Genomic DNA, 24,476 nt, shown 5'->3' with positions numbered 1-24,476 from the left:
ATGATATTGAACGAACGCTTAACGAAGGCTTAAGGCAGACCTAAGGCCAGATGCGCGACAATGACACCAGGATGACAACGCAGGGGGCGCGATGCGTCTGCTTCTGGTGGAAGACGACGAAATGATTGCGGAGACCGTGCTCGAATCGATGCGGCGCGAGGGCTATGCAATCGACTGGGCACAGGACGGACGGGCCGCCGAGCTATCGCTAGGTAACGACGTATATGACCTCGTCCTGCTGGACCTCGGTTTGCCCGGGAAAAACGGCATCGATTTACTCAGCAGCTATCGCAGACAAGGCGGTGAGGCGCCCGTCATCATCCTGACCGCGCGCGACGCGGTGACCGACCGGATTCGCGGTCTGGACGCAGGCGCAGACGACTACCTGATCAAGCCTTTCGATCTTGACGAACTGGCAGCGCGAGCACGCGCGTTGCTGCGCCGGCGCACCGGACAGAAGCAACCGATCTATGCACACGGTGATCTAACCCTCGACCCCGCCGCTCATGAAGTGAGGAAAAGCGGCGCTCCAGTGACGCTGGTGCCGCGCGAATTCGGCTTGCTGCAGGCGCTGATCGAAGAGCCTGCACGCGTCTTCACCAGAGCGGAACTCGAGGACAAGCTCTATGGATGGGGCGACGAAGTGGGCAGCAACACGATCGAAGTCCACGTGCACAGCCTGCGGCGCAAGATTGGCACAGAGCAGATCGTGACGGTGCGCGGCGTCGGCTATCGGCTGAAGAGGCTCGGATGAAGTCGATCCGCCGTTGGCTGCTCGGCTGGCTCATCTGCGGTCTCGCCACTGCTTCCGGGATTGCCGCATTGGCGATCTTTCATACGGCCCGCGACGAGGCCGGCGAACTGTTCGACTATGAACTGCGTACCGTCGCGTTGTCGCTGCCCGCGAACGTTGAAGCGGCGGAGACGGTCGAGAGGGAAGGAGAAGAGGCCGCAGGCATTTCGGACGACCGTATTCTCATCGAGATATGGGACGAGGACGGTAGGCTTGTCTATCACTCGCGAGAGTCGGCTGTCCTGACGCGTCTGCCGGCCGGTATTCGCACCATCGACCGCAGCGAAGGTCAATGGCGCGTATTCGGGTTGCAACAGGCCGATCGCTTCATCCAGGTCGCGCAACCGGTCTCTGTTCGGGAAGCGCTGGCATTGCAACTTGCGCTGCACACGTTGTGGCCGCTGGGCGTGTTCGTGCCCGTGACGATCCTGTTGGTGCTGTTCGTCGTCGCGTGGGGCCTTGCGCCAATCGGCGGACTGTCGCGTCTTCTCGCAACGCGTTCGCTGGATTCACTCGAACCGCTGCGCCTCGACGGCAGGGTACCCGTGGAAGTCCGGCCGCTAGTCGAGGCATTGAACGACTTGCTACTCCGCCTGAACGTTGCGGCGGAGGCGCGGCGCGCGTTTATCGCCGATGCAGCCCACGAGCTTCGCTCCCCGCTTGCTGCGCTGAAACTGCAGTTGCAGGCCGCTTCGAACAACGGCACGTTGAAGGACGATGGCCAGACGCTCGAGCGAATCGATAGGCGACTCAATCGTATGATCCGGCTCGTGCAGCAATTGCTGACGCTCGCACGCGAGGACGCGCAGTCTACCAGCGTTGGCGCATCCGTCAGTTTGCGCAGACTTGGAGAACAGGCGGTCAGCGATTTCTCGCTGCTCGCCGACGAAAAGCAGATTGACCTGGGCCTCGAGTTCCGGCAACCGGTCACGCGCGAGGATGCGTGCAACGTGCTGACTGATCCGCACGCGTTGGGTGTACTGCTGAATAACCTGATCGACAATGCGATCCGCTACACGCCTCAAGGGGGCAAGGTCGATGTTGTGCTCACGCGCACGTCAGAGCGCCTCGGCCTTGAAGTGGTGGACAACGGCCCCGGCATTCCGGAGCAGGACCTGGGGCGGGTGCTTGACCGCTTCTATCGCGGCGAGCATGCCAAGGGCACGGGCAGCGGACTGGGACTCGCCATTGCCGCCCGCATTGCGCAACGGCAACAGCTGACCCTCTCATTGCGTAACAACGTTGGGGTCGGAGGCCTGACAGTTTCGGTGAGCGGATTTATGCGCGTGGCTGAGCGCGAAATGACAAATCCGTCATGAACGCGTCACCTCGGCGCAAACCGCGGCGCCCGAGAATGGGTTCGTAGCCTCGCTGCTACGTGAAACGGGCCGGGAGCGATACAAGCGCGAGCCGGCACAACCCACCTCAGGAGCCTTCCATGAAACTTACCCGATATGCCGCACTTGCCGCAGTCGTTGTGTCGCTGATCCCTTTCGGTCAATCAGCGTTCGCGCAGAGTACGTATGCCACCGGCGCCACGACCCCACCGGCGGTCTCAGTCAACACTGGCAAGACGCGCGCCGAGGTCCGCGCGGAGCTGATCCAGGCCGAACAGCAAGGGACGATTCCCGTGTCGAAGACCAACTATCCGCCGACGCCGCATGAGATCGCGCAAAATCGCGCCGAATTTCAGGCCCGTCATCTGGATAATCGCGTCAACATGGCGGTTAACTGACCCAGAATGCGCGCAACGCTCACTCACTGCCGCGGGAAGTGCAAATGGAACTGCGTGGCCGCCGCGTCGCTTTCGACAGTGGCGCTGCCGCCGTGCAGTTCCATGATGGTCCGCACGATTGCAAGTCCTAGTCCGGTTGAGCCGGATGAATTGCTGCGCGATCCGTCGACGCGGTAGAAGCGGTCGAACAGCCGTCCAAGATGTTCCGAAGGAATCGGTGTGCCGGGATTGGCGACCGTGACCATCATCCCCTCCGGGGTCTCCCTTGTCGAAAGCGTTAACGTATCGCCACGCGGCGTATAACGCAGTGCGTTCGCCAGCAGATTGCTGACGGCGCGGCGGAACAGATCGACATCGGCATGCAACTGGCCGCTCGCCGTCACCTGAATCGAAATGCCGGCATCTTCCGCTATGCCTTCGAAATAGTCGGCCACTCGCAGCAGCTCGTCGCGCACCGGAAAATCCATGGCCGTCGTCACGTACTGCGGATTGTCGGCGCGAGCGAGAAACAGCACGTTTTCGACCATTCGCGATAGTCGTTCGCATTCCTCGATATTCGATACCAGCAACGCCTGATATTCGTCGGTCGAGCGCGGGCGCGCAAGCGCTACTTCGCTCGCACCGCGCATGTTGCCGAGCGGCGTGCGCAGATCGTGCGCGAGGTCGGCCGTGAACTGCGAGAGTCGCTGGAAGCCGAGTTCGAGGCGTGCGAGCATCGAATTCAGCGCATCGATCAGCGCCGCGAGTTCGCGCGGCACATTGCCGGAGGGCAGGCGCGTATGGAGTTTGCCCACCGTCACGTGGGTAGCGCTGCCGGCAATGTCACGCAGCGGGCGCAACGCGTTGCGTACCGCGACGTAACCGAGCACAACCGCGGCAAGGAGTGCGCACAGCGTCGTCAGGTATACCGTGTTGCGGTAGCGGGCCAGTAACGCTTCGCGATCGCTCATTTCGCGTCCGACTACCGCATCGACCACCGAACCGTCGGCCAGCGCGATATCCGTGGCAACGCCGCGCATTGTCAGGCCATCGGGGGTATGCCATTCCTGCACGTCATGCTCGAGAATCCGGTTCAACGGTTTCACTTCCTTCAGATCGTCGATCGCAAAGTGCGAGGGATTACGTTCGAGCAGGACGCGACCACTCGAGTCCTGCATTCTGAGGAAGAAAGCCTGATTGCCGAGCACCAGGCTATCGAGCCTGGACTCATGCAGTTTGATGCCCTGCGGTGAATCCAGCTCGGCTGCAAGGCGCCGCAGATGCCGGGCCGTCAGCACCAGGTCGAAGTCGTCCTGGGCGCGAATCTGCTTTGCTAGCGCCTGATACAGCACACCACCGCCGACGCCGAAGACCAGCACGGTGATCAGCGCAAACCAGGCAGCCAGCCTCGCAGTCAACGAGAGCCGTTGCATCATGCGTCCTTCACTTCGAGCACGTAACCGACGCCGCGCACGGTATGCACCAGCTTGACCGGATAGTCATCGTCGATCTTCGAACGCAGGCGGCGGATCGCCACATCGACAACATTCGTGTCGCTATCGAAGTTCATGTCCCACACATATGAAGCGATTTGCGTGCGGCTTAATACTTCGCCGCTGCGCCGCGCAAGCAGATGCAGCAACGCAAACTCGCGCGGCGTCAGGTCGATACGCTGGCCTGCACGTCGTACCTTGCGCTGGCTCGCGTTGATCTCGAGGTCGCCGATCGTCAGCGTGTCGCTCTCGCGGGCCTGGCCACGCCGTGCCAGCGTGCGTACCCGTGCGAGCAGCTCGACGAAGGCGAACGGTTTGATCAGATAGTCGTCGGCGCCTAGCTCAAGGCCACGCACGCGGTCTTCGATCTCGTCGCGCGCTGTCAGAAACAGAACCGGCGTGTCCTTGCGGCCGCGCAATTGCTGCAGCACTTGCCAGCCGTCCATGCCCGGCAACATCACATCGAGCACGATCACGTCATGAGACTCTTCCAGCGCGAGATGCAGGCCGTCGACACCGTTACGTGCCACGTCCACCACAAAGCCCGACTCCTCCAGGCCCTTCTTGAGGTAGTCGCCGGCCTTCGGTTCGTCTTCGATTACGAGGACTCTCATCGCAGTCGCCTTCCATCGGGTTGCTCGCGGTTTGCCGCCAGGTTGCGCCCAGCGGATGGTTTCGATGATACCCGCGCGGCGGCCCGAAGTTCATTACGAGTTTGTCATCCAGGCGCAATCCCGACGCAAAACCCTGCTCCCTAGACTGCGTCTATTGCTCCCCTTCAGGCGTCGTCTTCTCATGTGGATCGTCAAAATCGCTCTCCGCCGCCCGTACACGTTTATTGTGCTGGCGCTGCTGCTCGTGATCATCGGACCACTGATGATCCTGCGTACGCCCGTCGATATTTTTCCGAACATCGACATCCCCGTGATCAGCGTCGTGTGGAGCTACAGCGGGTTGACGTCTGAGGATATGGCGCACCGCATCGTCGCGCCGTACGAACGCGCGCTGACCTCGGACGTCGGCGATATCGAGCACATCGAATCGCAGTCGCTCAACGGCGTGGCCGTCGTCAAGGTCTTCTTCCATCCCGGTGCCGACATCACGCGAGCAGAGACGGAAGCGTCGGTGAGCGCGCAGTCGTTGCTGAAGGTCATGCCGCCCGGCACGTTGCCGCCCATGGTGCTGACGTTCAACGCGTCGACTGTGCCGATCATGGAACTCGCACTGTCGAGCAAGACCCTGCCGGAACAGACGCTTTATGACCTCGGCAACAATTTTATTCGCACGCAACTGGCGACGGTGCAGGGCGCCGCCGTACCGATTCCGTACGGCGGCAAGGTGCGCCAGATCATGGTGGATATCGATCCACAGGCGATGCAGTCCCACCACGTGACACCTACCGACGTGGTCAATGCGGTCAACGCACAGAACCTGGTGTTGCCGGGCGGCACGGCGAAGATCGGCACGTTCGAATACAACGTGAACATGAACGGTGCGGCGCTTTCGGTAGCGCAACTGAACGACATTCCCATCCGTACGCAACCCGATGGCACGGTAACGTATGTGCACGACGTCGCAACCGTGCGCGATGGCTATGCGCCGCAGACCAATATCGTGCGTCATGACGGCAAGCGCGCCGCGTTGCTCGAGGTGGAAAAGAGCGGCAGCGTCTCGACGCTCGATATCATTGCCAACATCAAGAGCCTGCTGCCGCGGATCCGCTCGCAGATGCCAAAGGCGCTCGATATCCAGACCGTCACGGACGAGTCGGTGTTCGTCAAGTCGGCGGTACAGGGTGTGATACGCGAAGGTCTGATTGCTGCCGGCCTGACGGCGGTGATGATCCTGTTGTTTCTCGGCAGTTGGCGGGCCACGTTGATCATCGCGATCTCGATTCCGCTGGCGATGATCTCGTCGCTGATCATGCTGTCGGTGCTCGGCCAGACCATCAACATCATGACGCTCGGCGGCCTGGCGTTGGCGGTGGGTATTCTGGTCGACGATGCGACGGTTGCGATCGAGAACATGACGCATCACATCGAACAGGGGCAGCCGTTATTGCAGGCGATTCTGGAAGGATCAGGCGAGATCGCCGTGCCGACCTTGATCTCGACGTTGTCGATCTGCATCGTCTTCGTGCCGATGCTGCTTTTATCCGGCGTGGCCCGGTATCTGTTCACGCCCCTCGCCGAAGCCGTGGTGTTCGCGATGCTCGCATCGTACTTTCTGTCGCGCACGCTGGTGCCGACGTTGGCGATGTATCTGCTGCGCGGCGCGCATCAGCCGGGTGACGAGGGCACGCAGCACGGACGACCCGCGAACCGTCTGGTGCGCTTCCAGCAAAGCTTCGAACGGCGCTTCGAAGCGCTGCGCGGCCGCTACGAGCGGCTGCTGGAGGCAGCACTTGCTGCACCACGCCGCTTTATCGCGGGTTTTCTGATGGTGTGTATCGGCTCGCTTGCGCTGCTGCCGTTCCTTGGCCGCGACTTCTTTCCGCAAATCGACTCGGGGCAAATTCGCTTGCATATGCGCGCGAAGACCGGCACACGTATCGAACAGACCGCGCGTCTTGCCGACGAAATCGAGAACAGCATCCGCACGGTGATTCCCGCAAACGAGCTGATGACCATCGTCGACAACATCGGCCTGCCGACCAGCGGCATCAACCTCTCGTATAGCAGTTCCGCGCCGATCGGCAGCGCCGATGCCGACATCCTGATCACGCTGAACGCGAAACACAAGCCGACCGCGCAATATGTGGCGAAGCTGCGGCAGTCGCTTGGCGAGCAGTTTCCCGCAGTGACGTTTTCGTTTCTGCCGGCAGATATGGTGAGTCAGATCCTCAACTTTGGACTGCCGGCGCCGATCGACATTCAGGTGGTGGGCAACAACCTCGACGACAACCGCGCGTTTGCCGACACGTTGCTGAACAAACTTCGCAACGTTAAAGGACTCGTCGATTTGCGCATCCAGCAACCGGACGACGAGCCCGCGATCAACGTGGATGTGGACCGCACCAAGGCGCTGCAGGCGGGACTGCAGCAGCAGGACGTCGCGCGCAGCCTGTTGATTGCGTTGTCTGGCAGTTCGCAAACGTCGCCGAACTTCTGGCTCAACCCGCAAAACGGTGTGAGCTATCCGGTAACGACGGAGGTGCCGCAGTACGACATCAATTCGCTGCAGGCGCTGGCCAATATTCCGCTTAGTTCGATGTTCACGCCGGGCACCGGCGGCTCAGGCAGCAACGCAGGCGAGGTCAACGGGATTCTGGGCACACTCGGCACGTTCTCGCGCGCGACGCAGCAAGCCGTGGTGACGCACTACAACGTGCAACCGGTGATCGATATCTACGGCTCGGTGCAGGGACGCGACCTGGGTGGCGTGGCATCGGACGTCACGCGCATTGTGGATGCCGCCAAAGCGAACTTGCCGCGCGGTGCGCGCGTGGTGATTCGCGGTCAGGTTCAGACCATGGAAAGCTCGTTCAGCGGCCTCGCAACGGGCATCGCCTTCGCTGTGCTGCTCGTGTATCTGCTGATGGTGATCAATTTCCAGTCGTGGATCGATCCGCTCGTGATCGTCTGCGGTTTGCCGGGTGCGATGGCAGGCATCGTCTGGATGCTGTTCCTCACGCATACCACGCTGAGCGTGCCCGCGTTGACGGGCGCCATGATGTGTATCGGCGTGGCGACGGCCAACAGCATTCTGGTGGTGAGCTTTGCACGCGAGCGGCTGGCGCAGGGCATGGCGCCGTTGCAGGCGGCACTGGCGGCGGGCGCGGGGCGCTTTCGTCCAGTGCTGATGACGGCGCTCGCGATGATGATCGGCATGGTGCCGATGGCGCTCGGCATGGGCGACGGTGGTGAACAGAACGCGCCGCTCGGCCGCGCCGTGATCGGTGGCCTGATGATCGGCACGATCGCGACGCTGATGTTCCTGCCGGTCGTTTTTTCCCTGGTGCACGGCTGGCTCGCGAAACGCGAGCCACGCGGCATGACGCAAGCCGAACTAGATCTTCTCAAATGAACGGCTCCGCACCTTGCCTGGGTCCGCTGCCGAATGTCCAGAACCTGATCTGACTTGAATTGACCGGAGTACGCCGCATGTCCACTCAAACCCCCCAGACCGCACCGGACAGCCGGCGTGCGCCTCAGCACCGGCGCGGCGCCGTGCGTGTCGTTTTGCTCGTAGCCGGCTTTGCCGTTGCGCTTGCCGTGGGCATCGTGCCGCGGCTCAATGCGCGCGCCGCGTTGCAAGCGCAGACCGCCGCGCTCGCGGTACCCACGGTGCAGGTTACGCTGCCCACCATCGCGCCGCCCAACCAGACGCTGGTGTTGCCGGGCGATATCGAGGCGTATCAGCAGACGCCGATTTTCGCGCGCACCGACGGTTATCTGAAGGCCTGGTACGCAGATATCGGCACCCATGTGAAAGCCGGGCAACTGCTGGCCACGATCGATGCACCCGAGGTGGACGCCGCGCTGCGCCAGGCACGCGCCGATGAACAACAGGCGCAGGCGAACGATCAGTTTGCGCAATTGAGCGCGACGCGCTGGCAGCAACTGGTGCAGACACACGCGGTCTCGCAACAGGATACGGACATGAAAGACAGCGACGCACAGGCGAAGCATGCGGCGCTGCTTGCGGCGCAATCGAACGTGGCCCGCCTCGCGCAGTTGCAATCTTATGAGAAGGTTTATGCGCCGTTTGACGGCGTGATTACGGCGCGCAATATCGATGTCGGCGCGTTGATCGACGCGGGCAGCGCTGGCGGCCCCGCCAAAGAGATGTTCGATCTGGCGCAAACTGGCGTGCTGCGTGTGTACGCCGATGTGCCGCAGAACGATGCCGGCACATCGCTCGACGGCACGTCGGCCTGCCTCGAAGTCTCGCAAATCCCTGGGCGTTGCCTGCCCGGAACGGTGGCGCGCAATGCGGGGGCGATCAATGCCGTCACGCGCACGCTGCGTATCGAAGTTGACGTGCCCAACGCGAATGGCGCGGTGCTGCCGGGTTCGTATGGGCAAGTGCATCTGTCGCTGAAGGCCGCCCAGCCGGGCTTGTCGCTGCCGGTGAACACGCTGCTGTATCGGCCGGAGGGTTTGCAGGTGGCCACCGTCGACGAGCAACGTCACGTACTACTGAAGACCATCAAACCCGGTCGCGATTTTGGCACGCGTATAGAAGTGGCCTCAGGGCTCGCAGCGACCGACCGGGTGATCCTTAATCCGTCCGACTCGATTACCAATGGCCAGGCCGTGCGGGTTTCTTCTAGCGCCAATTCCAGCAGCGGTACCGGCTCATCGGCGGCGCCCTCGCATGGCACAGGGGGCCAGTCATGATGCCGGTATCGCTCGACCTTACGCGACTGCGTGGGCTTCGCTCGCGGCTGCTCGGTGCTATCTGCGCGGCGAGTATGCTGGGCATGGCAGGCTGCTCGATCGGTCCGGACTACGTGCGTCCCTCGGTGGTCGTTCCTGCAGCGTATAAGGAAAACGCCGGCACGCCAGACCCCAGCAGCGGTGCGGTCTCAACTCGTGCCAGCCAAACCGCCACAGCACCGGCGCAAGCGACTCCAGGTTGGACCCAAGCGACGCCAGCCGATAACGAGGCACGCGGCGCATGGTGGACACGCTTCAGCGATCCTCAATTGAACACACTCGAAACACGTGTAAGCGTGTCGAACCAGACGATCCAGAAAGCCGTCGCGCAACTGCAGGAAGCACGCGCGATGGTCGAATCCGCTCACGCTGCTTACCTGCCGACGATCGGTGCGGGGACAAGCGCGAGCAGCCTGCACGATTCGGACAACGTGATCGGCCACCAGCAGACGGCCGGCAGGACATTCGGCGACTACGACGTTGCGCTCGATGCGAGCTGGGAGCCCGACCTGTGGGGCAGAATCGCGCACGAAAACGATGCCGCGCGGGCCGGCGCGCAAGCGAGCGCGGCTGATCTCGAGAGCGTTCGGCTCGGCGTGCACGCCGAACTCGCCGTCGACTACTTCAATTTGCGCGGACTCGACGCGTCGAAGCAGTTGCTCGACCAGACCATTGCGGACTATCGCCAGACGCTCGATCTGACTAAAAGCCGCTTCGCGGTCGGCGTATCGTCGCAGGCGGACGTCACCCAGGCCGAGACGCAACTGCAGGCGACCGAGGCACAGGATATCGACCTCGGTGTTGCCCGCGCGCAGTACGAGCACGCGATCGCCACGCTGACCGGCGTACCGGCGTCGACGTTCAGTCTGCCGCCGGCGGCGGCGAATTTCACACCGCCGACGATTCCTGTCGGACTGCCTTCCGAGCTGCTTCAGCGCCGCCCCGATATCGCCGCCGCGGAGCGGCGTGTCGCAGCGGCCAACGACCAGATCGGCGTTGCTGAATCCGCGTTCTTCCCCGATCTGGTGCTATCGGCCACTGGCGGCATCGAGAGTTCGACGCTTACCAACTGGCTCACGGCACCGTCGCGCATGTGGGCTGTTGGGCCGGCGCTGGTCGGCACGTTGTTCGACGGCGGCCGGCGTCGTGCGATGACCGAGAAGGCTCAGGCGCAATACGATGCGAGCGCGGCCGACTACCGTCAGACCGTGTTGACTGCCTTCCAGGAGGTCGAAGACAACCTGGCGTCACTACGCATCTTGCAGCAGGAGGCCGGTAAGCAGGATGAAGCTGTCGCGTCGGCCCAAAAGACCCTGCAGCTTGAGTTAGACCAATACAGGATCGGAACCGTAGGCTATCTGGAGGTTGTCACCGCACAGAGCACGGCGTTGGCGAACGAGCGAACTGCTGTCGACCTCGAGCGTCGACAGATGGATGCAAGCGTGTGGCTGGTCAAGGCGCTTGGCGGAACGTGGTGATTCATTTGAGCGCGCAGGCGTAAGCCAACATAAAGCTTTCCGTACTTTCTCAATCGCTTAAGGAGTTCTGTGCTGAAGATTCGAAGCAAATCCAAAATCGTCATCTTCAACAGGGAGAATTCGTGTGGTGGAGCTTGCGAATGAATTACGCGCAACGGTATCGCTAAAGCGGCGAAACGCGTGCTTAAGTTTACGTTGCAGTAATCATGTCAGGACAGTGAAAGCGTAGGACACTTAAAACAGATCGGGCGCGTTTGCTTAAGGTTCCCTTCAGCTTTGGACCGGTAGTATCGATTCACAACGCATGTATGTATTAGATGCGACCTGAATCCAAACCACGTGCATCTGCTGATCGATCGCCACAAGGAAAATGAAAGCGCCTTCGATATTTCCTCCTCCTGTATCGACGAACTGCGCCATGACACCCGCGACGACCGCAATGCTGCGTGCCTACCTGCTGACAGCGTCACTTGCCGCCGCAGCGATACAAATGGTGGCACTGCTGTCTATTGGCCTCTTTGGCGTTCCCGAAGCTGTGTTCACATCCGGGCCCTTTCGTCTCGTGGCTGTGGCGAGCGTTGTGTGCATCGTACTGGTCGTCAAGCGCATTGCCCGCGCTGCATTCCTCTCGGCGCTGTCTCTCGACTACGCCACCGTCACCGACGCGCACTCCAACACCACTTCGGTTTCTCCGGTCTGCCCGGTGCGGATGCTGGTGATCCTGCACCTTCGGTTTAATCGAAGGCCGATTGCGTGGGCTACGTGTTAGCGGAGGCGGCTTCATGGGCGGATCCTTTTAGCGATGATGGAACATCCCGTTTCTGTCTCACAGTGGCTTTTGCTCGCCCTGTGCTGGATCGCTACTTCCTATTCGTTGATCGCCGTCTTTGCCATGCCGTTTTTCAGCAAAGGCCAGAACTCGCGTCGCGTCGGCTGGACCTCTGTGAGCGTGCTCAAGCCACTGTGCGGAACCGAGCCGCGTCTGTACGAAAACCTCGTGACGTTCTGTGAGCAGGCGCATCCGTGCTTTCAGTTGCTGTTCGGTGTCTGCTCACCGGTCGACCCGGCAATCGGCGTGGTGCGACGTCTGCAGGCCGCGTATCCGCAGTGCGACATCAAGCTCGTGATCGATTCTCGCGTGCACGGCCGCAATCCTAAGGTCAGCAATCTGATCAACATGGTGCAATGGGCGCGTCATGAGGTGATCGTGCTTGCCGATAGCGATATAGCAGTCAAGCCCGACTACCTTGACACCGTGACAGCGCCGCTTGCGAACATCGATACGGGAGTCGTCACCTGCCTGTATCGCGCGCAGAGCGTCGGCGGATTCTGGCCGCGGGTGGGGGCCCTGTTCATCAACGAATGGTTCGCACCGTCGGTGCGCGTCGCGCATGCGGGCGGCTCGCGCCGCTTTGGTTTTGGTGCGACTCTAGCATTGCGGCGCACGACGCTTGAGAGTATTGGCGGCTTCGAGACGCTCAAAGACTGCCTCGCCGACGACTACTGGCTGGCCGAACACGCGCGCGCTCTTGGGCTGAACACCGTGTTGTCGCCGGTGATGGTAGCCACCGACGTGATCGAGCCTGCTTTCACGACCCTGTGGTTGCGCGAGATGCGCTGGCTGCGCACGATCCGCTCCGTGAATCCATTGGGATTCGCGTTTCTGTTCGTCACGTTCACCACGCCGTGGTTATTCGCCAGCACGCTGCTGACTCTCTCGCTCACCGCAGCGGATGCCGCTCCAACGCATTCTTTCGCGGCGACCACGGCCTCGATTGGCACCGCTACGGGCTGCATTGCTCGCATTCTTTTGCATGCACGCAGCGCTCGCTGGTCGCGCACATTCTGGCGTGACCTGCCACTTGTGCCGTTGCGCGACATGTTGCTCGCGCTGCAATGGCTGGGCGCGGTGTTCGGCTCCCACGTCGTATGGCGCGGTGCGCGGATGCCGGTCCTCAATCGCGTGGCGCGGCCAGGAGTACCGATCATGGAGATTTTCGATGACCGGTAAGGCATCCCATTCAAGTCACGGCGCGCCGTCGCGCCGCTGCGACTTTTCTCATTCGATCAGTTATCGGATTCAACGCAAATTGCCGGAGCATCATTCATGAAGACGCTGTTTTTGCAGGCCCCGTCGTATGACGGTTTCGATGGCGGCGCGGGATCGCGCTATCAGGCGAAGCGTGAGATCCGTTCGTTCTGGTATCCGACATGGCTCGCGCAGCCCGCGGCGCTGGTGCCGGACAGCCGCGTGCTCGATGCGCCGGCGGATGGTCTCTCGGTGGAGGCTTCGCTTGATATCGCGCAGCAGTATGAGCTCGTCATCATTCATACGAGTACGCCGTCGTTTCCAACGGATGCGATGTTTGCGCAGGATCTGAAGAAGCGCAAACCGTCGGTGATGATCGGCATGGTGGGGGCGAAAGTAGCCGTCGATCCGCACAACTCGCTGACTGCAAGCGAAGCGATCGATTTCGTCTGCCGTGAAGAATTCGATTTCACCTGCCAGGAAGTGGCGGCGGGCAAACCGCTTGCGCAGATCCAGGGTTTGAGCTATCGCGCTGCGGACGGTTCGATCGAGCACAACGAGGCGCGCCCGATCCTCGAGAACATGGATGAACTGCCGTTCGTGGCGCCCGTCTACAAGCGTGACCTGAAGATTGAGAACTACTTCATCGGCTATCTGAAGCATCCGTACGTGTCGATCTACACGGGCCGCGGCTGCCGCTCGAAATGCACGTTCTGCCTGTGGCCGCAGACGGTGGGCGGTCACCGCTACCGCACGCGCTCGGTAGAGAACGTGCTCGAAGAAGTGAAGTGGATCCGTGACAACATGCCCGAAGTCAAGGAGATCATGTTCGACGACGACACCTTCACCGACTTCAAGCCGCGCGTCGAAGAGATCGCACGCGGGCTGGGCAAGCTCGGCGTGACATGGTCCTGCAATGCAAAGGCCAACGTGCCGTACGCGACGCTGAAGATCATGAAGGAAAACGGCCTGCGTCTGCTGCTGGTGGGCTATGAATCGGGCGACGACCAGATCCTGCTGAACATCAAGAAGGGCCTGCGCACGGACATCGCACGACGCTTCAGCGAAGACTGCCGCAAGCTGGACATCAAGATCCACGGCACCTTCATCCTGGGGCTGCCGGGCGAGACGCAGGAGACGATCGAAAAGACGATCGAGTACGCAAAGGAAATCAACCCGCACACGATCCAGGTGTCGCTCGCGGCACCTTATCCGGGCACGACGCTCTACAACCAGGCGGTAGAAAACGGCTGGCTGCAGGAGAACAAGGTGATCAACCTGGTGAGCAAGGAAGGGGTGCAGCTCGCGGCGATCGGCTATCCGCACCTATCGCGTGAAGAGATCTACCACCACGTCGAGAGCTTCTACAAGCGCTTCTATTTCCGGCCCTCGAAGATCTGGGAGATCGTGCGCGAGATGCTGCTGAGCTGGGACATGATGAAGCGGCGTCTGCGCGAAGGCGTGGAGTTTTTCCGCTTCCTGCGCGCTCACGAAGCGTGATGCGGCGATGAAGTCTCTGGTGTGGTTTGCCTGCCTGATCGGTCTGCTGGTCGCAAGCGGACTGATCGCTGTTGAGGGTGCGCTGCGCGGGGAGCATCTGATCCTTATGGCGCTAGCGTTTCTGTGTGGGACAGGCGCCGTGTTCGGCATCGTTTATACGGTGCTGGCCGGCGCGCTGATTGGACGTTTCTTTGCCCGTACCACCTCAGAGCCCACCAGCTTTCCGCCTGTCACCATCGTCAAACCGTTGCATGGCGACGAGTGGACCTTGCTCAGCAACCTGTCGAGCTTCTGCCAGCAGGATTACCCGGGTCCGCTGCAATTTCTGTTCGGCGTGCACGACTCGGAAGATCCGGCGCTGCAGACTGTCGAACAACTGCGTCTGCTGCATCCCGAAGCGCACATAACGGTTGTGGCCGATGCGCGCCTGTACGGACCCAACCGCAAGATGAGCAACATCCTCAACATGCTGCCCGAGGCGCAGCATGATGTGCTGGTGTTTGCGGATAGCGACGTGAGTGTAAGCCCGAGCTATCTGCGCAATGTGATCGGTGAGTTGCAGAAGCCTGGCGTGGGACTGGTCACCTGTGTCTATCGGGGTCAACCAGATCCGGGTTTCTGGCCGCGGCTGTCGGCGAAAGCGACTAACTATCAGTTTCTTCCCGGCGTCGTGACGGGCCTGGCGTTTGGGATGGCGCGGCCGTGCTTTGGACAGACCATTGCCATGCGACGCGAAACGCTCGAGAAGATCGGCGGCTTCGCGCAGTTCGTGCATCACCTCGCGGAAGATCATGCGATCGGCGAAGCGGTGCGGATGATCGGCGAGAAGGTGGTGATCCCGCCGTTCACGGTATCGCACGCCTGCGTGGAAAGCAGCGTCACCAAGCTGATTGCGCATGAGCTGCGGTGGAGCCGGACGATTCGGACGATCACCCCGGTTGCCCATCTGGGTTCGTCGTTGATGCATCCACTCGCTTTTGCATTGCTTGCTACAGCATTCTCGGGCGGTGCAGCGTGGGCGTGGCCGCTTGTGGCGGCGGCGCTGCTCGCGCGGCTAGCGTTGAAGGTACAGTCGGACCATGCGTTGCGGCAGGCGTATAGCGACTTATGGCTGCTGCCGTTATGGGACATCGTGTCGTTCCTGATCTTCGTGACGAGTTTCTTTTCGACGCGGGTGATCTGGCGAGGTTTCAGTTTCGAGGTGGACGGCGATGGTTTGCTGTCGCCGGTTCAGGACGAGTAGCGTAATGAAGCATCTGGGTCGTTTCGCTGCACTGGCGGGTTTGATTGCGTCGCTCTGGCTTGTCGTCCATGACAACCCGGGTGCAGTGCTTGGGCTGATGCGTGCCGCTGGCGCCGGGTTGGTGCTGGCGGGACTGGCCCATGTTCTGCCGATGCTTGCCAACGCACGTGACTGGCAAAGCCTCATCCGCGGCGCAAACCGCCCGAGCGTTGCGGGCATGTTGCAGCTGGTCTGGATCCGTGAATCGGTCAACAGCATGTTGCCGGTGGCGCGCATCGGCGGCGAGGTGGTCTCGTTCCGCATGATGCGGCGGCGTGGCCTGCGTGGCTCGACCGCGGCAGCGAGTCTCGTCGTCGACATGCAACTCACGCTGATCAGCCAGTTGATGTTCACGATGGTGGGCATCGGCTTTCTGTTCGCGCATGCGGCATCCGGCACGCTACGTCTCGCTGCCGATCTGGCCTGGGGCATTGTCGCGCTCACACCGCTACTGGTGCTGTTTTCGCTGGTGCAGCATGCAAGCCCGTTCGAACGCATCACACGTGTGCTCAACCGTGTAACCAGCGGCAAGCTGGCCGCGCTCGTCGGTCAGTCGGCGCAGATCGATCAGTCGATCAAACTGATCTGGCGCCGCCGTGGCGTGGTGCTGCGTTACCTCTTCTTCTGGCAACCGTTGCAGTGCGTATTGACCGCGCTGGAGATCTGGCTCGCGCTGCATTTTCTTGGCGCGCAGGTCAGCTTCACCGAGGCGGTAGTGATCGAATCGCTGATCCAGGCGGTTAGCAGTGCGGCCTTTTTTGTGCCCGGAGGCCTAGGGGTGCAGGAAGGCGGCTTCATCCTGATCGGCGGGGCACTCGGTCTCGATCCTTCAACCTGCCTCGCACTCGCGGGCGCGCGACGGATTCGCGATCTGCTGATTTTCGTGCCGGGTTTGTTTGCCTGGCAGATTGCCGAGTCTTCCGGCGAGGCGCGCGGCCGACTGGTCAACGCGCTATCGACAACGGCGACAGCGAACAGCCGCAACGACATCGGGAACTCGCGAACCTAAGTGGCATCCTTAAGCAAACCTTAAGCATCCGCGGTGCACGATACCGCCGTCTGTTTCGGCGCCATGAGATGAGAACTGTCTATGCTGAGCTGTCGCGAGCGGGGATACGCGCGACACCCAATCGAGTCGCCGTCCTAACCCTGTTCCGCGACAACCCCGTCGAGCATTTTTCGGCGGATCAGATCTACCGCAGGCTAGCCGCCGACACGGAATCATTCAGCCTGGCGAGCGTCTACCGGACCTTGTCGCATCTGCTCGAGATGGGTTTGATCACGAGTGCCTTACTCGGTGATTCGCGTGTCATTTACGAGTTGAATCGCGGAACGCCTCACTATCATCTCGTCTGCAATCGCTGCGGTACAATTCGTGACGCCTACGACGCGACGATAGAAGCCGCGTATCGGTCCATGGCGGCCGAGCACCAGTTTGCCTACGCCAGTGCGTCTGCGATTGTCTACGGCGAATGTCCTGACTGTGAGGAGGCTCGCAGGCGCAAGGGCTGAACCGGCCGGCGCGATACGAACAGGATCTACCGTGAACAAGCCTGAATCGCGAAGTGACCTAACAGAATTGCGCGACCTCGTTCGTGAATTTGTGAACGAACGCGACTGGGACAAATTCCATACTCCGAAGAATCTCGCAACGGCGCTCAGCGTCGAGGCGAGCGAGCTGCTTGAACCGTTTCAGTGGCTTGTTTCGGGGGACAAACATGAAATCGACGAAGCGAAGCTGACCGCTATTCGCCACGAAATGGCGGACGTGCTGGTCTACCTCGTTCGCCTCGCCGACAAGATGGAGGTGGATCTTTTTCAGGCAGTGCTGGAGAAGATGGCCCTCAACCGTGCGAAATATCCCGCCGACCAGGTGCGTGGCGACTCGAGAAAATACTCCGAGTACAAAGACAAAAATCAATAGTGCCCGGAGTTTTTCTCGCTCACCCGCCTAATGCCTTAATGCGTCAGGCAGATCTCATGTAGCGCATCCAGCCGCCGTACAGGGTCGGCGACATACGGATTCGATTCATCCCACGCATACCCAGCCAGGATCGCACTGATCATGCGGCGAATCAAAGTCGTCTGACGCGGATAAAAGATGATGTCCTGCAGCGCGCCCGTGTACCACCGCTCCACGAACGCACGGAACGTATCGATGCCCTTACGCAGCGGTATGTCGTACTCGGCCTGCCAGTCGACCTGCTCGCCGTTCAGCTGACGCTCGAGCGTCTGCACTGCCAGATGCGCCGAACGCAGCGCAATCGTCACACCGGAAGAGAACACCGGGTCCAGAAACTCGCCCGCATTGCCAAGCAGCGCGTAACCCGGCCCGTGCAGATGCTCCACGTTCGCCGCGTACCCACCAATATGTCGCACCGGCATCAGGAAAGGCGCATTGCCGATCAGCCTCGCGAAAGTCGGCTCCTGTTGCAGTAGCGCACGCAGTTTCTCGTCGCGCTCTTCCTCGGGACCGTCGAGGAACTCAGCTTCGGCGACGCACCCCACCGAAGAACGCCCGCCTGCTAGCGGAATCATCCAGAACCAGACGTCGCGGCGGTCCGGATGCGTGGCGACGCAAATCTTGTTGCGATCGGTAGCGTCGAGCGTCAGGCCGTCGCGCACGTGCGTGAAAATGGCCGCGCGGGTCGGCATGCGCGTCGGCGCCTCGAGATTCAGCAGGCGCGGCAGCACGCGGCCAAACCCGCTGGCGTCGAACACAAAGCGGGCCTGTACCTGATATGCCTGGTTTTCCTCATCGACCACGTCCAGCACTGGCGCGTCGCCGGTTTGCATGGCCCGGACCGTATGTCCGAAGCGCACGTCGGCACCCTGTTCCGCGGCGCAGCGGATCAGAATGTCGTCGAACACAGCGCGCTCGACCTGGTATGTCGTGCCCCAGCCCGGCGTATGCTTGTCGCGGAAGTCGAACGCAGATGACTTGTTGCGCCAGATGAAATGCGCGCCATTCTTGTGCTGGAAGCCTGCCTGCACGACCGCCTGGAGCATGCCGGCCTCTTCGAGGTAGGCCATGCTTTGCGGCAACAGGCTTTCGCCAATCGAAAAGCGGGGAAAATGCTGCCGCTCGAGGACGAGCACCGAGCGGCCCGCTTTCCTCAGCAAAGCTGCTGCGACCGCGCCGGCGGGACCCGCACCGATGATCGCTACGTCGACGATGTTTCTCGATGGAAGGGAATTCAATCTTTCCTCAAACGGTTATCTAAAGTGAAGTGAACTGCGCCCGCACGGGCCCAGAGCCATTATTCTCCCGCTTGCCATTACAATGGCTTGCGTTCAATCAAAATTCAGAATTGCCAGGTGAAACATATGTCGTCATCTGAACTGTCCCGCGTGCCGTTCGTGCATGAAACGGCCTTCGGAATCTGGTTCCTGCGCACCCATACCTGGGAGCATCACGTCCTGCGTGTCGCGATCAACGACCTGAAGGGTCTGATCGACACGCCGCTGCCTGACGCACCCGTTATTGCAGACGTCGGGTGCGGACAGGGCATTTCGTTCCGTCTGCTAGCCGAAGCGTTTCGCCCGAGCCGCATCGTCGGCATCGATTACCATACACCTTCGCTCGATCTCGCCGCAGAAGCCGCCCGCGCTTGCAAGGCCACGAGTGCCGGCGGCTCGACCGACATCGAGGTGCTGCACGGCGATTGCGCGCAGCTTGCGCTGCCCAGTGCGAGCGTCGATATCGTGTTCTGCCATCAAACGTTTCATCACCTCGTCGAGCAGGAACGTGCGCTAGCCGAATTCCACCGGGTGTTGAAACCGGGCGGCGTGCTGCTGTTCGCTGAATCTACCGACGCCTACATCAAGTCCTGGGTGATCCGCCTGTTGTTCCGTCATCCTATGCATGTGCAGAAGAGTGCCGACGGCTACCTCGACATGATCCGCCAGGCGGGCTTCGCTTTCACGACGCGCAATGTTTCGCTGCCTTACCTCTGGTGGAGTCGAGCGACGGACTTCGGTCTGCTCGAGCGGCTCGGCCTGCATCGTCCGAAACCCGGCAAGCGCCGCGAGACCTTGGTCAACGTTGCGGCCGTTAAAGCGAGCTGACGCGCACCGCACCTGCACGGCCAAAGGCGGGGCGGGAAACGGACACTTCTCCGCTTGCCGCCACCGGCCAACACCTCGCCAATACCTTCTTTTACCGCCCTTTCAACGTCACCACATCGCCCACCAGCGCTACGCCGGCGATCACCGCACCTGCGCCACAGGTGAATTCGGTGGGGCTTTCCGTCAGTTCGTTCTTGTAGTTGCTCTTGATGTTGATGACCGCATTGCCGCCTTCCTGGCGCGCACGGTTCTGCAGTTCGATCACGGCAGAGAGGAACACGTGCTGGCAAGCTTGCAGATCGCTCTTGCCGAACGCATTGGTCTTCTTGTTCGTGGCGAACGAACCATACGACTTTGCGACTGCCGGATGGCTCTGACCGGCGAAGTACAGCGCGACGTCCGGCGTGACTTTGCCCGGTTCGCTCGCAATGGCAGCATCCACCGGATAGCTGGCGACGGTGTCCCGAGCGAATGCGTGTGACGTAACCAGTGTGGCGCACAACGCGGCAAGCATGAGATGGAGTTTCATGGAGGCTCCTCGTTCTAGTTAGTACGGTGGTGGGTAAGGTGGTTAGTTGGTTTGCAGCACGACGAGATTGCCGCGCACGGCGACGGCTGCAGCGCTTGGACTCACGCCACAGGTGAAATCGGTGGCCGAGCTGGTCTCGGTGGTATGGAAGCGCGTTTGCACATCCACTACGGCGTTCGCGCCATGTTCTTGCGCATCGGCGCGCAGCTTCGTCAAAGCCTCTGCCAGCGCTCTGCTGCAGGAGTCGTCCTGGCTGCCTTCACCGCGGGCCACGCGCACCGAATACTTTGCTTCGCCAAGCTGGGTTTGTACGGCGGGATGTGCCTGCGAACCGAAATACACAGCAACGCTGCTTCCTCCAGCGGGCTGCTGCAGGGCCGATTGCAACGGCACCGACCTGACCTGGGTCGCGCATCCGGCTTGCGTAATCACTACCGCAGCCAGTGCCCCGAGCACGAGACCATTCCTCATGGTGTTTTTCCTTTGTTAATTGTTAAAGTCAGCGGAAACGTCATGCGCCGTTCCAGGCGCGAAATATCAGGCTCGCGCAGCTGCCGCCGAACCCGAATGAAACCGACATGGCCGTCTCGACGCGCGCTTCGCGCGACGTCCGGACGAGCGGCATGTCCCCTACGGCAGGATCAATCGTTTCGATGTCACGGGTCCCTGCGATATAGCCGTCCCGCATCATCAGCAACGTGTAGACCGCTTCGTGCGCACCGCAGGCGCCGAGCGGATGGCCGGTCAATCCTTTGGTCGACGAGAACGGCGGCACCTCACCACCAAATACCGCGCGCAACGCATGTAGTTCTTCGAGGTCGCCGCGCGGGGTCGAAGGGGCGTGCGTGTTGATGTAGTCGGGACGCACGTCGGCTTCATCGAGCGCCTCGCGCATCGCACGCGCAATGCCGGGGGCGCGCGGCGCGACCATATCGGCGCCGTCGGTGCAATGACCGAAGCCGATCAGCTCTGCCTGGATGCGCGCACCGCGCGCGAGCGCGTGCTCGAGCGATTCGAGCAGCAATACGCCTGCGCCCGAGGCCATCACGAAGCCGTCACGCGCGACATCGTAGGGACGCGATGCGTGTTCGGCGTCATCGTTGGAGCCTCGTGACAGCGCGCCCATGGCATCGAACATCAGCGTCATGTTGTCGTGCAACGCTTCGCTTCCGCCCGCGAGAACGATCTGCTGACGGCCCGTCTGGATCAGTTGCAGTGCCTGGCCAATCGCGAGCGCCGATGTCGTGCAGGCCGACGACGGCGAGTAAGTCGTGCCCTCAAGCCCAAACACGTGCGCCACATTCGCGGACGTCGTGCTGCCCATGCATTGCGGCACCGTGTACGGCGGGACGCGGTCTATCCCGCGCGCCGTGGCGATCGCCATGGAGACATCGTAGGTCGACATGGTCCCGACGCCCGAGCCGATCACAGCGCCCGCTTGCGGCGAATGCAGGGCGGCCGGATTGAGCCCGGCATCGTCGAGCGCGCTGCGTACTGCGTGACACGCGAAGCGGGCGGTGTCGCCCATGAAGCGTTCGAGCTTGCGTTCGAAGGGTGGCTCGCCTTCCACCAATGCAACGCCCGCCACCTGGCTGCCAAACCCGCGTTCGCGCCACGCGTCGATGCGCGAGACGCCGGAGCGTCCCGTTCGTAAGCGCGCCGATACGTCGTCAAGCGTATTGCCGAGGCAGGACACGATGCCCATGCCCGTGATGACGACGCGGCGCAGGCCACGCGCGGTATGTGTCGCCTGGCTCATCCGGCGCGCCTGAAGATCAGCGAAGTATTGATGCCGCCAAACGCGAAGTTGTTGCTCATCACGTATTCGGCTTCGAGCGTGCGGCCCTCGCCCACGATGTAATCGAGTGCCGCACAGGACGGATCGACGTTGTCGAGATTGAGCGTGGGAACGAACCAGTTGCGCTTCATCATTTCGATGGTCCACCACGCCTCGATCGCACCACACGCGCCGAGCGTATGGCCGATATAGCTTTTCAGCGAACTGATCGGCATGCGTGAGCCGAAGACCTGCGCGGTGGCAAGGCTTTCCGCGACGTCGCCCAGATCGGTTGAGGTGCCGTGCGCGTTCACATAGGCAATTGCTTCGGGCTGCACGGCAGCGTCCTGCAGCGCAAGCTTCATGGCGATCGCCATGGTTTCGGCGGTCGGCTGCGTCATGTGCGCGCCGTCCGAATTGCAGCCGAAACCGACGATTTCCGCGTGAATGCGCGCACCGCGAGCCACTGCGTGTTCGTATTCTTCGAGCACTAGCGTGGCCGCACCTTCGCCCACCACGAGACCGTCGCGCTTCACGTCGAAGGGGCGCGGCGTCAGATGCGGTTCGTCGTTGCGGGTGCTGGTGGCATAGAGCGTGTCGAACACGGCGACCGCGGGCCCCGACAGTTCTTCCGCACCGCCCGCCAGCATCAACGTTTGCTTGCCCTGAGCGATCGCTTCATACGCGTAGCCAATCGCCTGGCTGCCCGACGCGCAAGCCGACGACGTAGGCACGATGCGTCCTTTCAGGTCCCAGAACAGGCTGACGTTGACGGCCGTGGTGTGCGGCATCATCTGCACATAGCTGTTCGAGGTCACGTCGCTCATCGAGCCGGTGTCGAGCATTTTGCCGAACGCCCGGATCGGATCGACCGAGCCCGATGACGAGCCATAGGCGACGCCCATGCGTCCATCGCTAATGGACGGTTCGTCGAGCAGGCCTGCATCGCCCAGCGCCAGTTCGCTCGCGCGCACCGCATACTTCGAGACCGGGCCCATCGAGCGGGTCTTTTTGCGCGGATAGTGCTCGGGCGTGACGAATCCCGGCAACGGAGCCGCGAGCCGAGTGTGCAGCGACTGGAAGTAATCCCACTCCGGCACGCGCCGCACGGCATTTTGGCCGCGCTTCAGGGCCGCCTCGATGTCGTCCCACTGGCTGCCGAACGCGGACACACCGCCCATTCCCGTTATGACGACGCGCTTCATCACACCATCCCGCCGTTGACGCCGATCACCTGGCGCGTGATATAGGAGGCCGCATCGGACATCAGGAAGCCCACCACCGCCGCCACTTCGACGGGCTGGCCGACGCGGTTCATCGGTACGGCTTTCAGCGCATGCTCGAGCGGCAGTTCGTCGAGCATGCCGGTGTCGATCAGGCCCGGCGCCACGCTATTGACGGTGATGTTGCGGGTTGCGAGTTCGACCGCAAGCGCTTTGGTCGCACCTATGAGCCCGGCCTTCGCCGCGCTGTAGTTGACCTGGCCGCGATTGCCGGTCACACCGGAAACCGACGCGACGGTTACGATCCGCCCACCCTGGCGCGCGCGCACCATCGGCATGGTGAGCGGATGCACGACGTTGTAGAACGCATCGAGACCGGTCTCGATGACGATGTCCCAGTCTTCGTCGGTAAGCGCAGGGAAGGCCGCGTCGCGGGTCACGCCTGCGCAGCAGACGATGCCGTAGTAGGCGCCATGTGCATCGACGTCCGCTTCGAGGGCGGTGCGGCACGCAGCGCGATCGCGCACGTCGAACTGCAATACGCTCGCCGTGCCGCCTTGTGCGGCGATGCCCGCGGTGACCGCTTCGGCTTCGCTGCGTCCGGTACGGCAGTGAACGGTCACCGCAAAGCCGTCGCCGGCCAGTTGATAGGCGATCGCGCGGCCAATTCCACGGCTTGCGCCGGTAACGAGAACACGCCTGCTCATGACCTGAAACCCTCTTCGATAAATGACTGAAAATCGCGCGGCCGAAATACCTTGATGACGGCTTCGGCACCCACGAGATCATCGTGCCGGATGACGCATTCATAGGCGCCGTGGCCTTCTTCGCCGCGCAATAGCTCTTTGACTTCGATCCGCAGCAGCGCGTCGCGCGCAAATGCCGGGATGTGTGCTTCGTAGCGGTGCGAGCCGAGTAGCACGCCGGGGCGCATCTTGTTACCCGCGCGCATCTCGAGCAAGCCGACGTGCGCCGCGATGGCTTGCGCCATCAGTTCGATGCCGATCCACGCGGGCATCGCGCCGTCTGCGTTGGCGTACCACGCGTCGCTTTCTACGTGTGCCTGGGCCGTCAGCGATTCGTCGTCGCATGCCAGCACCGCATCGATCAGGCGCATTGTCCCGCGGTGCGGCAAGATGTCCTCGACAGGCGGAAACGCTTCGCCTTCGACGTTTTGACTGGGTGGATTGGACTGGATCATGACGTCGC

The 24,476-nt window shown here is 61.8% G+C and carries 23 protein-coding genes; 14 read left to right on the top strand and 9 right to left on the bottom strand.

Annotation, left to right across the window (positions count from 1 at the left end; genetic code table 11):
• The first annotated feature begins 91 nt into the window (after positions 1 to 91).
• From P3T17_RS08225 to P3T17_RS08215, 3 genes are all read left to right on the top strand, one after another.
• The gene (locus P3T17_RS08225) at positions 92 to 754 is read left to right on the top strand and encodes a response regulator (protein ID WP_429289188.1); all 663 of its coding nucleotides are present in this window, start codon (positions 92 to 94) and stop codon (positions 752 to 754) included.
• Positions 751 to 2,112 (top strand): ATP-binding protein, encoded by a 1,362-nt coding sequence (locus tag P3T17_RS08220; protein ID WP_429405966.1) that lies wholly within the window; start codon positions 751 to 753, stop codon positions 2,110 to 2,112. The genes P3T17_RS08225 and P3T17_RS08220 overlap by 4 nt, the downstream gene beginning before the upstream one ends.
• Positions 2,113 to 2,231: 119 nt before the next feature.
• Positions 2,232 to 2,528: a DUF4148 domain-containing protein gene (locus P3T17_RS08215; protein ID WP_429405964.1), complete on the top strand. Its 297-nt coding sequence runs from the start codon at positions 2,232 to 2,234 to the stop codon at positions 2,526 to 2,528.
• Positions 2,529 to 2,551: 23 nt separating this feature from the next.
• Here P3T17_RS08215 and P3T17_RS08210 read toward each other — a convergent pair whose 3' ends face one another.
• Both P3T17_RS08210 and P3T17_RS08205 read right to left on the bottom strand, forming a co-directional pair.
• The gene (locus P3T17_RS08210; protein ID WP_429406464.1) at positions 2,552 to 3,940 is read right to left on the bottom strand and encodes a heavy metal sensor histidine kinase; all 1,389 of its coding nucleotides are present in this window, start codon (positions 3,938 to 3,940) and stop codon (positions 2,552 to 2,554) included.
• A complete protein-coding gene (locus tag P3T17_RS08205) occupies positions 3,940 to 4,614 on the bottom strand; it encodes a heavy metal response regulator transcription factor (RefSeq protein WP_074266746.1) in 675 nt (224 codons plus the stop codon). Before P3T17_RS08205 ends, P3T17_RS08210 begins: the two co-directional genes overlap by 1 nt.
• A 181-nt stretch (positions 4,615 to 4,795) precedes the next feature.
• On the opposite strand from P3T17_RS08205, the gene P3T17_RS08200 reads away from it, so the two are divergent.
• From P3T17_RS08200 to P3T17_RS08155, 10 genes are all read left to right on the top strand, one after another.
• The gene (locus P3T17_RS08200) at positions 4,796 to 8,026 is read left to right on the top strand and encodes an efflux RND transporter permease subunit (protein WP_429405962.1); all 3,231 of its coding nucleotides are present in this window, start codon (positions 4,796 to 4,798) and stop codon (positions 8,024 to 8,026) included.
• A 77-nt stretch (positions 8,027 to 8,103) separates the two neighbouring features.
• Entirely contained in the window at positions 8,104 to 9,342 is a 1,239-nt protein-coding gene (locus P3T17_RS08195) for an efflux RND transporter periplasmic adaptor subunit (protein ID WP_429405960.1), read from the top strand.
• On the top strand, positions 9,339 to 10,859 hold the full coding sequence (locus P3T17_RS08190) for an efflux transporter outer membrane subunit (RefSeq protein ID WP_429405959.1): 1,521 nt from the start codon (positions 9,339 to 9,341) through the stop codon (positions 10,857 to 10,859). Before P3T17_RS08195 ends, P3T17_RS08190 begins: the two co-directional genes overlap by 4 nt.
• 418 nt (positions 10,860 to 11,277) lie before the next feature.
• On the top strand, positions 11,278 to 11,628 hold the full coding sequence (locus P3T17_RS08185; RefSeq protein ID WP_429289182.1) for a hypothetical protein: 351 nt from the start codon (positions 11,278 to 11,280) through the stop codon (positions 11,626 to 11,628).
• 33 nt (positions 11,629 to 11,661) lie between these two features.
• Positions 11,662 to 12,870 carry a bacteriohopanetetrol glucosamine biosynthesis glycosyltransferase HpnI gene (hpnI, locus tag P3T17_RS08180; protein ID WP_429405957.1) on the top strand — a complete coding sequence of 403 codons (1,209 nt, stop codon included), beginning with the start codon at positions 11,662 to 11,664 and terminating at the stop codon, positions 12,868 to 12,870.
• 96 nt (positions 12,871 to 12,966) lie between these two features.
• Complete coding sequence (gene hpnJ / locus P3T17_RS08175; protein ID WP_133893937.1) at positions 12,967 to 14,388, top strand: hopanoid biosynthesis associated radical SAM protein HpnJ; 1,422 nt, start codon at positions 12,967 to 12,969, stop codon at positions 14,386 to 14,388.
• A gap of 7 nt (positions 14,389 to 14,395) precedes the next feature.
• The gene (gene hpnI, locus P3T17_RS08170; RefSeq protein WP_429405955.1) at positions 14,396 to 15,631 is read left to right on the top strand and encodes a bacteriohopanetetrol glucosamine biosynthesis glycosyltransferase HpnI; all 1,236 of its coding nucleotides are present in this window, start codon (positions 14,396 to 14,398) and stop codon (positions 15,629 to 15,631) included.
• 4 nt (positions 15,632 to 15,635) lie between these two features.
• The gene (locus P3T17_RS08165) at positions 15,636 to 16,679 is read left to right on the top strand and encodes a lysylphosphatidylglycerol synthase domain-containing protein (RefSeq protein ID WP_429405953.1); all 1,044 of its coding nucleotides are present in this window, start codon (positions 15,636 to 15,638) and stop codon (positions 16,677 to 16,679) included.
• A gap of 68 nt (positions 16,680 to 16,747) precedes the next feature.
• Positions 16,748 to 17,182 carry a Fur family transcriptional regulator gene (locus tag P3T17_RS08160; protein WP_429405952.1) on the top strand — a complete coding sequence of 145 codons (435 nt, stop codon included), beginning with the start codon at positions 16,748 to 16,750 and terminating at the stop codon, positions 17,180 to 17,182.
• Between the two features lie 31 nt (positions 17,183 to 17,213).
• The gene (locus P3T17_RS08155) at positions 17,214 to 17,594 is read left to right on the top strand and encodes a nucleotide pyrophosphohydrolase (protein ID WP_074266740.1); all 381 of its coding nucleotides are present in this window, start codon (positions 17,214 to 17,216) and stop codon (positions 17,592 to 17,594) included.
• A gap of 35 nt (positions 17,595 to 17,629) precedes the next feature.
• Here P3T17_RS08155 and P3T17_RS08150 read toward each other — a convergent pair whose 3' ends face one another.
• A complete protein-coding gene (locus P3T17_RS08150; protein WP_429405950.1) occupies positions 17,630 to 18,871 on the bottom strand; it encodes an NAD(P)/FAD-dependent oxidoreductase in 1,242 nt (413 codons plus the stop codon).
• A gap of 126 nt (positions 18,872 to 18,997) precedes the next feature.
• On the opposite strand from P3T17_RS08150, the gene P3T17_RS08145 reads away from it, so the two are divergent.
• The gene (locus tag P3T17_RS08145; protein WP_429405948.1) at positions 18,998 to 19,738 is read left to right on the top strand and encodes a class I SAM-dependent methyltransferase; all 741 of its coding nucleotides are present in this window, start codon (positions 18,998 to 19,000) and stop codon (positions 19,736 to 19,738) included.
• Between the two features lie 91 nt (positions 19,739 to 19,829).
• Here P3T17_RS08145 and P3T17_RS08140 read toward each other — a convergent pair whose 3' ends face one another.
• The 6 genes from P3T17_RS08140 to P3T17_RS08115 are packed head-to-tail and all read right to left on the bottom strand — an operon-like array spanning position 19,830 to position 24,468.
• Complete coding sequence (locus P3T17_RS08140; protein ID WP_429405946.1) at positions 19,830 to 20,267, bottom strand: excinuclease ABC subunit A; 438 nt, start codon at positions 20,265 to 20,267, stop codon at positions 19,830 to 19,832.
• Between the two features lie 42 nt (positions 20,268 to 20,309).
• Positions 20,310 to 20,738 carry a signal peptidase gene (locus P3T17_RS08135; RefSeq protein ID WP_429405944.1) on the bottom strand — a complete coding sequence of 143 codons (429 nt, stop codon included), beginning with the start codon at positions 20,736 to 20,738 and terminating at the stop codon, positions 20,310 to 20,312.
• 40 nt (positions 20,739 to 20,778) lie between these two features.
• Positions 20,779 to 22,026, bottom strand: a complete 1,248-nt coding sequence (locus P3T17_RS08130) for a beta-ketoacyl-[acyl-carrier-protein] synthase family protein (RefSeq protein WP_429405943.1) — start codon at positions 22,024 to 22,026, stop codon at positions 20,779 to 20,781.
• Entirely contained in the window at positions 22,023 to 23,249 is a 1,227-nt protein-coding gene (locus tag P3T17_RS08125; RefSeq protein ID WP_429405941.1) for a beta-ketoacyl-ACP synthase, read from the bottom strand. Before P3T17_RS08125 ends, P3T17_RS08130 begins: the two co-directional genes overlap by 4 nt.
• Positions 23,249 to 23,974, bottom strand: a complete 726-nt coding sequence (locus P3T17_RS08120; protein WP_074266733.1) for a 3-ketoacyl-ACP reductase FabG2 — start codon at positions 23,972 to 23,974, stop codon at positions 23,249 to 23,251. The genes P3T17_RS08125 and P3T17_RS08120 overlap by 1 nt, the downstream gene beginning before the upstream one ends.
• Positions 23,971 to 24,468, bottom strand: a complete 498-nt coding sequence (locus tag P3T17_RS08115) for a hotdog family protein (RefSeq protein ID WP_074266732.1) — start codon at positions 24,466 to 24,468, stop codon at positions 23,971 to 23,973. Before P3T17_RS08115 ends, P3T17_RS08120 begins: the two co-directional genes overlap by 4 nt.
• Positions 24,469 to 24,476 lie beyond the last annotated feature (8 nt).

This window comes from Paraburkholderia sp. GAS82, from assembly GCF_050436285.1.
Taxonomy (GTDB): Bacteria; Pseudomonadota; Gammaproteobacteria; order Burkholderiales; family Burkholderiaceae; genus Paraburkholderia; species Paraburkholderia phenazinium_B.
This window is presented reverse-complemented; position numbering and strand designations above follow the sequence as displayed.